Here is a 12,696-nt window from a genome sequence, read left to right on the forward strand (position 1 = left end):
TTCGGTGCGAGCGGCCGGCACTCCCACCCCGCCATGCGACCCGCAGATCCCTCTGCTCGGGAGGCCGCCATGTTTGATATCTGGCCGAACCAGGCCATTCGCCCCGCCGCCATTCCGCCCGGCGACACGGTCTCCCAGGTCTTCGCCGCGGCGGTGCGCCAGCGCGCGGGCAAGGTCGCCGTCCGGCAGAAGGAATTCGGCCTCTGGAAGGAGACGAGCTGGACCGCCATGGGCGCCGTCGTGCGCGAGATCGGCATGGGTCTGGTCGCCCTCGGCCTGAAGCCCGGCGACGTTGCCTCCATCCTCGCCAACACCCGGCAAGAGTGGTCCTTTGCCGACTACGGAGTGATCTGCGCCGGCGGCGTCTCCAACGGCATCTACCCGACCGACGCCCCGCCGCAGTGCGAATATCTCCTCGCCGATTCCGCCTCGCGCTTCGTCTTCGTCGAGGACGAGGAGCAGCTCGACAAGATCCTCGCCGTCCGCGACGCGGTGCCCTCGCTCGCCCGGATCATCGTCATGGAGACCGAGGGCCTGCGCCACTTCTCCGACCCGCAGGTGATGACGCTGGACGCCCTGCGCGCCCTCGGCCGCGAGGCCGATGCCGCCGATCCGGCTGAATGGGACCGCCGTCTCGCCTCGCGCGGCCCGGAGGACCTCGCCATCCTCGTCTACACCTCCGGCACCACGGGCAAGCCGAAGGGCGCGATGATCACCCATCGCAACATCCTCTCGGCCATCGCCGTCATCTCCAACGAGTCGATCCGCCAGAACGAGGACGACCAGCGCATGGCCTTCCTCCCGCTCTGCCACGTGGCCGAGCGCGTCGGCGGCCAGTTCCTGGCGCTCTATTCCGGGGCGACGCTGAACTTCGTCGAGAACCCCGAGACCGTTCCGGACAATGTGCGCGAGATCGCGCCCACCATCTTCTTCGCGGTGCCGCGCATCTGGGAGAAGTTCTACTCCGCCGTGATGATCCGCCTGAAGGAAGCGACGCCGCTGCAGCGGGCGCTCTATGGCTGGGCGATCGAGCAGGGACGCGAGGCTGCCGAACTGCTGATCGAGGGACGGCCCGTGCCGCCCGCCCTGCGCATCAAGGTGGCGCTCGGCCGCTGGCTGGCGCTGAACAACGTCCGCAAGGCCATCGGCATCCATCGCTGCCGGTTCCTCGTCACCGGCGCCGCGCCGATCTCGCCCGACCTCATCCGCTGGTACTTCGCCCTTGGGGTGCCGATGCTCGAGGTCTGGGGCATGACCGAGACCTCGGGCGCCGGCTCGGTCGTGCCGGTGGACAAGGTCAAGCCCGGCACGATCGGCCGCCCCACCAGCGCCATCGAGATGAAGATCGGCCCGGGGGGCGAAATCCTCGCCCGGGGTCCTACCATCATCAAGGGTTACCTGAACCAGCCGGAGAAGACCGCCGAGACCATCGTCGACGGCTGGCTCCATACCGGCGACGTCGGCACAGTCGACAACGAGGGCTTCTTCCGCATCACCGACCGGATGAAGGACATCATCATCACTGCCGGCGGCAAGAACATCACGCCCTCCGAGATCGAGAACGAGCTGAAGTTCTCGCCCTACGTGACCGACGCCGTCATCATCGGTGATCGGATGCCTTATCTCACGGCGCTGGTGATGATCGACCAGGAGAACGTCGAGAAGTTCGCCCAGGACAACGACATCCCCTTCTCCAACTATGCGAGCCTGTGCCGGGCCCCGGAGGTCGTCGCGCTGATCCAGTCGGAGGTCGACCGGGTCAACGCCAAGTTCGCCCGCGTCGAGCAGGTGAAGACCTTCCGCCTGATCGACCAGCGGCTCACCGCCGAGGATGAGGAATTGACCCCCACGATGAAGCTGAAGCGCAACCTCGTGCAGAAGAAATATGCCGACCTCATCGCCGGCATGTACCGCAGCGCCGCGGCCTGACCGGCTACCGGCGCCGCGGTCTTTCGACTAGCATCCGCTCAAGGCCGCCCGACCGGCCGAACAGAACAAGCCCCGGACCAACAGGGCCCACCAGATGGAGGAAACCATGAAGTCGTCACTGACCACAGGCCTTGCGCTTGCGGCGACCCTTGCCGCCGGCACGGCGTTCGCCCAGACCCAGGGCGTCGCCGCCAACCAGATCACCCTCGGCACGATCCAGGACCTGTCCGGCCCGCTCGCCGCCTACGGCAAGCAGACCCGCAACGGCCTGCAGATGTATTTCGAGGAGCTGAACGCCCGCGGCGGCATCCACGGCCGCCAGGTCCGCCTCATCGTCGAGGACAGCGCCTACGACCCCCGCAAGGCCCTGCTCGCCGCGCAGAAACTGGTCAATTCCGACCGCATCTTCGCCATGGTCGGCCATATCGGCACGGCGCAGAACATGGCGGCGATGCCGATCCAGTTCGAGCGCAACGTGCCGAACTTCTTCCCCGTCACCGCGGCGCGTGAAATGTACATGCCGCCCACCCCGCTGAAGCTCGCCTTCGCCGCCTCCTATTTCGACCAGGTGCGCACCACCCTGCCGGACATCATCAAGGAGAAGAACGCCAAGCGCGTCTGCGTCGTCTACCAGGACGACGAATTCGGCCTCGAGGTCATGCGCGGCGGGGAGACCGCCCTCGGCACGGTCAACCAGACCTATGTCGAGCGCACCACCTACAAGCGCGGCGCCACCGAATTCTCCTCGCAGGTCGCCCGCATGAAGGCGGCCAACTGCGACCTCGTCCTGATGGGCACCATCATCCGCGAGACGGTCGGCGTGCTCGCCGAGGCGCGCAAGGTCGGCCTCGACGCCACCTTCGTCGGCACCTCCGCCGCCTACACGCACCTGATCCCGGCCCTCGGCGGCCCGGTCGCCAACGGCTTCTACGCCATGATGACCACCGCCCATCCCTATCCGGACGATCCGAGCCAGGAGATCCGCGACTGGGCCACCCGCTACAAGGCCAAGTTCGGCGAGGACCCCACGGTCTTCTCCGCCTATGGCTGGCAGATCGGCGACGCCTTCTTCCAGTCGGCGAACAAGGCGGGCCAGGCGCTGACGGTGGAGAGCTTCCTGCGCGCGGTGGAGACCAACCCGCCGGCCCAGACGCCCTTCGAGACGCGGCCCTGCAACATCACCGCGCAGAACCGGCTCTGCAACAACGACGCCCGTCTGTCGCAGGTGCAGAACGGCCGCTGGGTCGTGACCCGCAGCTGGCTGGCCGGCGCCGCGCCGACCAACTGACGCCGACCTATCCCGACGCCGCCGGCCCTGCCGGCGGCGTCTCTCGTCCGCAGCATGACGGCGCCCCGCCGTCGGGAGCCGCCATGGCCCGTCATCCCTTCCACACGGCCGACCACGAGGCCTTCCGCGATCAGGTCCGCCGCTTCGTCGCCCGCGAGATCGAGCCCTTCGCCAGCCAGTGGGACGAGGCCGAGGAATTCCCCCGCGATCTCTACCGCAAGGCGGCGGCCATCGGCCTGATCGGTCTCGGTTTTCCGGAGGAATACGGCGGCACCCCCGCCGACCGATTCATGTGGATCATCGCCACCCAGGAGCTCGCCCGTCACGGGGCCGGCGGCATCAATGCCAGCCTGATGAGCCACGCGATCGGCACGCCGCCCATCGTCAATGCGGGATCCGAGGCGCTGAAGGCCCGCCTCCTGCCCGGCATCTTCGCCGGCGAGACCATTTCTGCGCTCGCCATCACCGAGCCCGGCGGCGGCTCTGACGTCGCGAACCTCAGGACCACCGCCCGCCGCGACGGCGACCACTACGTCGTCAATGGCGAGAAGACCTTCATCACCTCGGGAATGCGGGCGGACCTCTACACGGTGGCGGTGCGCACCGGAGGAGAGGGTCCCGGCGGCGTCAGCCTCCTCGTCGTCGAGCGCGAATGTCCCGGCTTCACCCGCACCCCTTTGAAGAAGATGGGCTGGTGGGCCTCGGACACGGCGACGCTGCATTTCGACGACGTGCACGTACCTGTCGGCAACCTCCTCGGCGAGGAGGGGGCCGGCTTCAAGATCATCATGCGCAACTTCAACCACGAGCGCATCACCATGGCGGCGGGCTGCATCGCCCTCGCCCGCGTCTGCCTCGACGAGGCCACGGCCTATGCGCGCCAGCGCGTCACCTTCGGCAAGCCGCTGACCCAGCACCAGGTCATCCGCCACAAGCTCGTCGACATGCACCAGAAGGTCGAGACCTCCCAGGCCTGGCTGGATCTGCTCACCTGGCGGCTGGAACAGGGCGAGAATCCGGTGGCGGAGATCTGCCTGCTGAAGAACCAGGCGACCCAGACCCTCGCCCATTGCGCCTCGGAGGCCGTGCAGATCTTCGGCGGCGCCGGCTACATGCGCGGCGCCAAGGTCGAGCGCATCTACCGCGAGGTGAAGGTCAACGCCATCGGCGGCGGCACCGAGGAGATCATGAAGGATCTCGCCAGCCGCCAGATGGGGTTGTGAGGGGGCGCTCCGGCCCCCTCCGCCGTCAGTGGTGGTGATGCTCGCCGGCCGGCGCCGCGCGGGCACCGATCCCGCCCACTGCCATCTCGACCTCGACCTTGCCGGCCTTCTCGAACTCCAGCGTCACCTTCACGCTCCGGCCTTCGGTGAGCTGAGTCCGCAGCCCCATGAACATGACGTGCAGCCCGCCGGGCTTCAGCTCCACGGACTGGCCGGGCGCGATGACGAGGCCGCCGCCGAGGGCCCGCATCGTCATGACGCCGTTCTGCGTCGCCATCTCGTGGATCTCGACGCGTTCGGCGAAGGCGGCGCTGCCGCCGACGAGGCGGTCGGGCGCGCTGCCGCCGTTCGTCACCGTGAGATAGCCGCCGGCGACCCGCGCCCCGCCGGGGGTCGCGCGGACCCAGGGCTGCGCGATGGTGAGCGTGCCCGCCCGCATGGTCGAGGCCGCATGGGCCGGGGCACCGGCCGCCGCGATCCGCAGGACCGGGGCGGGCGATGCGAGACGGGCCTGACTGCCGGCCGCGGGGATCTCGGTCCAGCGGCTCTCGCCGTTGGCGCAGGTCTGCACCACGGGAAAGTAGATCTGGCCGGCCGACGCCAGCGAGGCGTCCACCTGGCCGACGAAGACGAACTCGTCGTAATGCTCGTTGGGCAACGACCCGCCCGACCAGGCGATCTCGGCGACACCCTCGCGCACCTCGCGGCCGTGATTGACATAGGCACGCTGATAGGGCCGCACGGTGGTCGCCAGCGTCCAGCCGGGCTTCGGCTGCGGCTTCACCGAATGCACGCCCTCCGGGATCGTCACGGCAATGCCGGTGGTGGCCTGCGTGCCGCAGCCGTGCGGCACGCGCAGCACCGCCTTGTAGGAGCCCGGTGCCGTCTCGCCCCGCTCGAGGGTCACGTGGGCAAGGGCCGGCGGGATGGCGGAAGCGGCGAGCAGAAGGCCGGCGAGAAGGGCATGTCTCATGGGAAATTCTCGGATCAGCGGAAGTTGACGGGAACGGTGAGGGGCATGGTGGCCGGACCGAATTCGGCCGGCAGCGGCGGGAAGGGTGCGGCGCGCCGCACCATGGCGAGCGCGGCCTGGTCGACGGCGCTGTTGCCGGAGGACACGGCGAGGCCGACCGCGCCGACCGCACCGGAACGCAGGATGGAGAAGCGCACCACGGCGCGGCCCTGCTGGCCGGTGCCGACCGGCTTGGCACGGTGCAGCCGGGCCATCACCTGGCCGAGATAGCTCGGCGGCGGCGTCGCGCTGCGGGCGGGTCTCTGCGAGGTCACGCCGCGGCCTGCCGAGGCGGCGGAAGGCGGACGGGCAGCCGGCGGCGGCTGCCGGCGCGGCGGCGGGCGTTCTGTCCGCTCCCGCTGGACAGGCGGCCTCGCGGGCTCGCGCCGAACCGGCGGCGTCGCTTGTGGAAGCGGCACCGGCTCGACCCGCGGCGTGGGCGGCGGCGTCAGCTCGGCCGGCAGGGGAAGCTCCGCGACCGGCGGCGGGTCGATGGTGACGGTCGCCGGATCGACGGCCGGCGGGGCCGGCGCGGTCAGCTCGGCGGGGAGAGGCGGAAGCGCGGTGTCGGCCGGTGGCAGGTCGACGTCTGGCGGCTCGGACACCGGCTCCGGCGGCGTCAGCTCGGCCGGCAGCGGCATGTCCTCGAGCGCCGGCAGGGGAATCTCGGCCGGAGGCGTTTCGGTGGGGGGCGTCTCGGCAGGAACGGCGGGAGCGGCGGCCGCCGCCGGCGGTTCGGCGTCGGGCTCGACCAGTTCAACCTCCACCGACGGCAGGTCGGCCTGGGGGACCTTCGGCGTGGCGAGGGCGAGGAAGGTGGCGAGGGCCGCCCCGTGCAGCAACACCGACCCGAGGCCGCTGGCGGGCGAGAGCCAGCGGCTCGCGGCCCGCGGCGCGGGTGCCGGCTTGTCCGGAACGAGGGTGAACGGCGGCACGTCGCCGGGCAGGTCGTCTGTGATCCGCACCGGCGGTGCTTCACCGTCCGCGCCAGCCCCCATCCGCACCGGCGCGACCGGCAGCGTCCCGCCGTCCGGCGGGTCGTCACGTCTCTCGCGGATGGCGCTGTCGAGCAGCATGGGCCTCGGGTTCTCGCGAAGGGGAGCGTCCGGCCGGATCGGGAATCCGGCCGGGGTGTAACATCATAACATCAGAACTTCACGCGCACGCCGCCATAGAGGCTGCGGCCGGTTGCCGGATAGAAGGTCGACGTGGTCGCCGCATTGTAGAGAACGACCGGCGCGAAGTCGGAGACCGTGCGCTTGTCGGCGATGTTGCGGATGTCGACGAAGGCCTCGCCGCCGTTCGGTAGCCTGGCGCTGGCGCTGACGTTGAACAGCGCATAGCCCGGCACGCGGAACGTGTTCGCATAGTCGACGAAGGCGCCCTGCGGCACGATGTCGACCGACGGTGTGATCGAGAACCCCGCCGGATGGGCATAGGTCAGCGACGTCCGCAGCACGTGTTCCGGCGTCAGCGGCAGGCGGTTGTTGCCGTAGCTGGCGTCGTTCACGAAGCGGAAGTCCGACCAGGTCCAGACCTGCTTCAGGGTCAGCCGGTCGCCGTTGCCGGTGAGGTTGCGCGACAGATCCAGGCTGGCTGCGAGTTCGACGCCCTGCAGCCGGGTGCGGTCTGCGTTGAAGGTCGAAGCGGGAATTCCCGGCCCGGTGTTGAACTGGAGCATCTGGTTCCTCAGTTCGGCGCGCCAGGCGGTGGCCTCCCAGGAGAAGGCGCCGAAGCGCCCGCGGGTTCCGATCTCGACCGTCGTTCCGGTCTGCGCCTTCAGCGGCACGAAGGCGGTGGTGGTCGCCGTCGTCTGCGTCAGGTCGGAGAAGTCCGGCACATCGGACGAGCGCGTCACGTTGGCGAAGACCTGCACGTCGCGGACCGGCTCCCACAACACGCCGACCCGAGGGTTCACCCCCGAATAGGTCACGCCGGTATCCACGGCGACCGGCGTCGTGTTCATGTTCATCGTGCCGGAGTATTCGCGCTTCGCCACATAGCCCTTGAGGCCGGCGGTGAGCGCGAGCTGCGGCAGCACGAAGAACCGGTTCTCGAACCAGGCCTCGTAATTGGCGGCGTTCTGCCGGGCATCGACCGTCTGGGCGCCGCGCACGGCATTGCCGGCATTGAGATATTGCAGAGCCTGGTTGGTGCCGGCGAAGATCCGGGCACCCACCACGAGGTCGTTGCGGTAGCCGCCGAGGTTGAACGAGCCGGTGAAGCGCGGCGAGATGCCGTAGGTCCAGCCGTCCTGGTCCAGCACCTGGTAGATCGGGTGGTTCAGGTGCTTGTGGATCGCCCAGCTGGTGATGTCGAGCTGGCCGATGTCGAGCTTGATGGACGTGACGTTGGCGAAACGCTGCACATAGGTGTTGCGCGCCTGGTCACCCGAGACGGCCGAGGCGGCCGCCTGCCGCGGATTGCTCATCGCCTGTCCGTAGGTGAGCGAGCCCGGCAGCTTCACGTCGGTGTAGTAGGCGCCGAAGTAGAAGCGCGTCTCCACCCGGTCCGAGATGCGGCGGCCGACATTGGCGTTGAAATGGCCGAGGGTCTGCTGCTCGTGGGCGCGCCAGCCGTCGGAATGGGTCACCGTGCCGGAGGCGTGGAAGTCCCAGTCGCCCATGACGCGCGATACCGAACCGTGGCCGCGGATCGTGCCGAAGGAGCCGGCCTCCAGGCTGAAGACGTTGGGCGCCGTCGCCGTGCGGGCGGTCGGCGTGACGAAATTGATGGCGCCGCCGAGTGTCGAGGAGCCGAAGGGCAGGGCGTTGCCGCCGCGGAACACCTCGATGGCGCGCAGCGCCAGCGGGTCGATCTGGTAGAAGTCGCCGGAGCCGTCGGCGAGGTTGGTCGGCACGCCGTCCTGCAGGATCTCGATGCCGCGGGTGTGGAAGGCGCGGGCGAGGCCCGAGCCGCGGATCGAGAGGCGGACCTCCTGGCTGTAGCGGTTCTGCACCAGGACGCCGGGCGTGTCCTGCAGCACGTCGCGCAGATTGGTCGCATAGGTGTTGCGGGTGGTCTCGGCGTCGATGTGCGAGACCGAGCCGGCCGTGCTGTTGACGGCGCGGCGCTGCTCGGCGAGCGACGGCGAGGTCAGGGTTCCGCCGGAGCCGGCGGGCGCTTGGCCCTCGATGGTGATGGTCGGCAGTTCGGTGGTCTGGGCCATGGCCGTGGCGATGGCGAGCGGCGAGGCGGCGGCAAGGGCGACGAGCCCGGCGCGCGGCAGGTTGAATCGGGTCATGATGGATGTCTTGGAGCGCGAGATGACGACAGGCGGCGGCCGGAGGGGCCGCGCGCCGGGGGAGAGGTCGTGATCAGGCGAAGGCGGGCGGGGCTCTCGGGGAGCGCGTGCCGAGCCAGCCCTCGAAGGCGTGGGCCGGCAGGATGGGATCATAGCTGCGCCCGGGGACGCGCGGCGCCACCGGCGCCTCGACGGCCGTGCCGGCGAGCGACGGCATGCGCGAATCGTCCCAGGCGGTGGCGTTGCACAGGCCGCAGTGATGGGCGGCCGAGGCCTTGGTCGCCGGCTGGCTGCCGTCATGGCCGATGGACTGGCCGTCCACGGTGCAGATGACGACGAAGCCGGAGGAGTCGAGGCCGCCCGCGGCCCGCGCCACCGAGCCGAGCAGGCCCGTCGCGGCGATCACATAGACCAGCGTCGCAGCCAGGATGCTGCGCGCCGCCCGGAAACGATCGCCACGGAAAAGCCACATGCGGTTGAGCTACCGCCGCGGACCGGGCGGAGTCAATCTCCCCGCCCGGCTTGGCTGCGGCGCGTCAGAACCGGTAGTTGACGCCGGTCCTCAGCACGTGGCCGCTGGCGCGGATCTCCGCCGCCGCGTCGGACGGCGTGCCGGGGATGAGGTCGGCGGCGGTCGCCCGCACCTTGCCCAGGTCGTAGAAGAGATATTCCGCCTTCACCGAGACGTTGCGCGTCAGCAGCACCTCGGTGCCGGCGCCCAGCGTGTAGCCGAACCGCGTCTCCGATCGCGAGACGGAGACGCTCTGCCCGAGCCCGTCCGTCGCGTTCGCCGCGAACCGCGCGCCGCCATAGGCGAGGCCGCCGGTGGCATAGACCAGCACACGCTCCGTGGCCAGGAAGCCGGCCCTCAGGCGCAGCGTGCCGAGCCAGTCGGTGGAGCGGGAGAAGTCGCCGGCGACGCCCGTGCCGAGCACGTTCGTCGCCTGGCCGGAGCGGCGAATGCCGGCGAGCTGGATGTCCGTCTCCACGCCCACCACCACGCGCGGCCAGACGAGGTGGTTGTAGCCGATCTGGACGCCGCCGAGGGCGCCCTGGCCCTCGTAGCGCAGGCCGTCGGTCGCCATGCCCTGCAGCACGGGAATGAGCGGCGACGAGCCGGAGAAGGTGGGAGACGAAGCGTTCTCCCAGCCATAGCCGACATTGGCGCCGCCGTAGAAGCCGGTCCAGACCCAGACCGGGGGAGGCGATGGCAGGAGGGGCGGCAGCGGCGGGGCGATGCGGGCGATGTCCGCCCCTATGGCGGGGGCACTGAGGACGGCCACCACGGCGGCCGCAAGACGCAGGGACTGGAACATGACGGGTCCTCGTTCCGGCGCCGGGATCAGCAGCGCACCGCGGCGCCGCCGCGATAGGGGCCACGGACGACGACGCCGCTGCAGCGCGGACCGTGATAGCGGGTCACGGTGTAGGGGCGCGGGCCATAGACCGGGCCGCGATAGACCGGCCGGGGCGCCACATAGACGCGGCGATAGGGCGCGACATAGACGGGGCGATAGGGCGCGACCACCACGGGCGGCCGGACGACCACGACCGGCGGACGGTAGTAGGGGCGGCCGATGATCACGGTCTGGGCCCGGGCGGAGGAGGCGGGCGCCAGAAGAGCGGCGGTGAGGGCGAGGGCGGCGGCGCCGAGGCTGCGGCCGGCGGTCGGGCTGAGGGGCATCGTCGTCTCCTTGGACGGGGTTGCGATGGCCCCATCACGCCATGGCCCGGTGGCGCCGCCATTCCGCCGCCGTCTCGCGCGGCTTCGCTTTGTTTCGGTTTTTTTCACGGGGCCTCCGGCCCTTGCGGCGGCGCGCGGCGCCCCGCATCCTCGGCGGGCCGAGACGATCCGATGCAGCCGAGCCCCGCCACCACCGCCGCCCCTCCCGTCCACCAGCGCGCCATCCTGGTGGTGGAGGACGACCGCGCCCTGCGCGAGCTCCTCAGCGACCACCTCACGGCCGCCGGCTTCATGGTGGCGACGGCCGAGAACGGCGTGGCGCTCGACCGCGAGCTGACCCGCTTCCAGCCCGACCTCGTCATCCTCGACGTCATGCTGCCCGGCGAGGACGGCCTGTCGATCTGCCGCCGGCTGCGCGACCGCCACCCCTTTCCCATCCTGATGCTCACCGCCCGCGGCGACGAGGTCGATCGCATTCTCGGCCTCGAATTCGGCGCCGACGACTATGTCACCAAGCCCTTTTCCAGCCGCGAGCTGGTCGCCCGCATCCGCGCCATCCTGCGCCGCGGCAGCCGCGTCTCCGACGGCGAGAGCCGCGTCGCCTTCCAGGGCTGGATCCTCGACCTCGGCGCCCGCAGCGTCGTCTCGCCCGCGGGCTTGCTGGTGGACCTCACCACCGGCGAGTTCGACGTGCTGGCCTGCCTCGCCACCCGGCCCTTCCGCGTCCTGTCGCGCGACCAGATCATGGACCTGACGCGGGCCGACCCGGCCGCGGCCTTCGACCGGGCCGTCGACATCGTCGTCAGCCGCCTGCGCCGCAAGCTCACCGAGGCCGGCGCGCCGCCGCACCTGGTCAAGACCGTCCGCAACGGCGGCTACATGTTCGCGTCCCCCGTGCAGGACGCCTGACGAAAGGGAGGCGCCATGTTCCGCCTCGGCTTTGCCGCGCGCATCCTCTTCGTCCTCGCCGCGAGCCTCGTCGCCTTTCAGCTCGTCGCGCTTGCGGTCATCAACATGACCGCGCCGGAGGACGTCGACTCGCGCTTTCCGCTGCCCGCCCAGGTCGCCGCCATCGTCACGCTCATCGAGACCTCGCCGCAGTTCCGCGACACGATCGAGCGGGCGGTGGAGGGCCCCGACACGCAGATCACCATCACCTCGGAGGCCCCCCGCCCGGAGACGGTGCTCTCTCCCCAGGCGACCGCGATCCTCCAGCGGTTCGAACCCGCCCTCGCGGGCCGCCAGGTCAGCATCGTCGCCCATGACCAGAACCTCAGGCCCTGGGCGCGGATCGGGGCGCGCTGGTTCTATGGGCTCCGGCCCTTCTCCATCGCCGTGCTGCTGAACGACGGCGACCACCTGCTGGTGCGCGGCCGCGGCCGCGTGCCGCGCCGGCTGTTCGGCCTGCCGGTCGGCATCGCCGCCGGCTGGCTCGGCTTCGTCATCGCCGCGGCCGGGCTCATGCTGGTCTGGCGGGAAGTCAGGCCGGTGGGCGAGCTCGTCACCGCGGCGGAATCCTTCGCGGCGACGGTGAAGCCGCAGAAGGTGACGCCCCGGGGCGCTCCCGATCTCAGGAGGCTCGCCGGCGCCTTCAACGCCATGCAGGAGCGCATCGCCTCCCTCGTCCAGTCCCGCAGCTTCATGTTCGGCGCCATGTCGCATGACCTGAGGACCGTGGCGGCCCGTCTGCGCCTGAGGATCGAGGCGCTGCCGCCGGCCCCCGCCCGCGACGCCGCACTCGCCGATCTCGGCTCCATGGAGGCGCTGCTGGAGAACACGATGGAGCTCGCCCGGCCGGTGCCGCCGGCCCGCGACGTCGCGCTGGTCGATCTCGTCGCACTGGTGGGGGAGGAGTGCCAGAGTCTGACCTCCGCGGGACGCACCGTGCATTTCGAGGTGGAGACCGGCGACGACGTGACCGTGGCCGGAGACGCCCTGGCGCTGCGCCGCGCCGTCATCAACCTCTTGTCCAATGCCCTGCGCTACGCGCCCCACGCCTGGGTCAGGATCGCGACGCAAGACGGGTGGGCCACCCTCATCGTCGACGACGATGGGCCGGGCATCCCGCCCGCCGACCGCGAGCGCGTCTTCGAGCCCTTCCTGCGGCTCGAGACCTCGCGTAACCGCGAATCCGGAGGCGCCGGCCTCGGCCTCGCCATCGTCCGCAAGGTGGCCGACGACCTCGGCGGATCGGTGCGGGTCGGCGATGCGCCGACCGGCGGGGCGCGGCTCGAATTCACGGTGCCGCTGACCCGCGACGCGGACAGAACCGCCTGAGGGGGCGGACCTTCCGGCATTGTCCGTCCGGTCGCGGGG

11 protein-coding genes are annotated in these 12,696 nt (G+C 70.6%); 5 read left to right on the top strand and 6 right to left on the bottom strand.

From position 1 onward, the window contains the following. The first annotated feature begins 69 nt into the window (after positions 1 to 69). From C6569_RS19000 to C6569_RS19010, 3 genes are all read left to right on the top strand, one after another. Positions 70 to 1,929: an AMP-dependent synthetase/ligase gene (locus C6569_RS19000; protein ID WP_106750343.1), complete on the top strand. Its 1,860-nt coding sequence runs from the start codon at positions 70 to 72 to the stop codon at positions 1,927 to 1,929. A 106-nt stretch (positions 1,930 to 2,035) separates the two neighbouring features. Next, positions 2,036 to 3,217 carry an ABC transporter substrate-binding protein gene (locus C6569_RS19005; RefSeq protein ID WP_106751140.1) on the top strand — a complete coding sequence of 394 codons (1,182 nt, stop codon included), beginning with the start codon at positions 2,036 to 2,038 and terminating at the stop codon, positions 3,215 to 3,217. Between the two features lie 83 nt (positions 3,218 to 3,300). After that, positions 3,301 to 4,440, top strand: a complete 1,140-nt coding sequence (locus C6569_RS19010; RefSeq protein WP_106750344.1) for an acyl-CoA dehydrogenase family protein — start codon at positions 3,301 to 3,303, stop codon at positions 4,438 to 4,440. A gap of 25 nt (positions 4,441 to 4,465) precedes the next feature. Here the strand turns inward: C6569_RS19010 and C6569_RS19015 are convergent, their stop codons facing one another. From C6569_RS19015 to C6569_RS19040, 6 genes are all read right to left on the bottom strand, one after another. Beyond that, positions 4,466 to 5,413: a DUF1775 domain-containing protein gene (locus C6569_RS19015; protein ID WP_106750345.1), complete on the bottom strand. Its 948-nt coding sequence runs from the start codon at positions 5,411 to 5,413 to the stop codon at positions 4,466 to 4,468. Between the two features lie 14 nt (positions 5,414 to 5,427). Continuing rightward, positions 5,428 to 6,528 (bottom strand): energy transducer TonB family protein, encoded by a 1,101-nt coding sequence (locus C6569_RS19020; RefSeq protein WP_106750346.1) that lies wholly within the window; start codon positions 6,526 to 6,528, stop codon positions 5,428 to 5,430. Between the two features lie 71 nt (positions 6,529 to 6,599). Beyond that, on the bottom strand, positions 6,600 to 8,696 hold the full coding sequence (locus tag C6569_RS19025; RefSeq protein ID WP_106750347.1) for a TonB-dependent receptor family protein: 2,097 nt from the start codon (positions 8,694 to 8,696) through the stop codon (positions 6,600 to 6,602). Between the two features lie 73 nt (positions 8,697 to 8,769). Continuing rightward, positions 8,770 to 9,168 (bottom strand): DUF2946 family protein, encoded by a 399-nt coding sequence (locus tag C6569_RS19030; protein ID WP_106750348.1) that lies wholly within the window; start codon positions 9,166 to 9,168, stop codon positions 8,770 to 8,772. A 64-nt stretch (positions 9,169 to 9,232) separates the two neighbouring features. Further along, the gene (locus tag C6569_RS19035; protein WP_106750349.1) at positions 9,233 to 10,012 is read right to left on the bottom strand and encodes an outer membrane protein; all 780 of its coding nucleotides are present in this window, start codon (positions 10,010 to 10,012) and stop codon (positions 9,233 to 9,235) included. Positions 10,013 to 10,038: 26 nt separating this feature from the next. Beyond that, positions 10,039 to 10,380, bottom strand: coding sequence for a hypothetical protein (locus C6569_RS19040; RefSeq protein WP_106750350.1), 342 nt, complete (start codon positions 10,378 to 10,380; stop codon positions 10,039 to 10,041). A gap of 171 nt (positions 10,381 to 10,551) precedes the next feature. Here C6569_RS19040 and C6569_RS19045 point away from each other — a divergent pair, with 171 nt between their 5' ends. Both C6569_RS19045 and C6569_RS19050 read left to right on the top strand, forming a co-directional pair. Continuing rightward, complete coding sequence (locus C6569_RS19045) at positions 10,552 to 11,289, top strand: response regulator (RefSeq protein WP_106750351.1); 738 nt, start codon at positions 10,552 to 10,554, stop codon at positions 11,287 to 11,289. Between the two features lie 15 nt (positions 11,290 to 11,304). Beyond that, positions 11,305 to 12,657 (top strand): ATP-binding protein, encoded by a 1,353-nt coding sequence (locus tag C6569_RS19050; RefSeq protein ID WP_106750352.1) that lies wholly within the window; start codon positions 11,305 to 11,307, stop codon positions 12,655 to 12,657. The last annotated feature ends 39 nt before the right edge of the window (positions 12,658 to 12,696 follow it).

The organism is Phreatobacter cathodiphilus (assembly GCF_003008515.1).
GTDB classification, from domain to species: Bacteria; Pseudomonadota; Alphaproteobacteria; order Rhizobiales; family Phreatobacteraceae; genus Phreatobacter; species Phreatobacter cathodiphilus.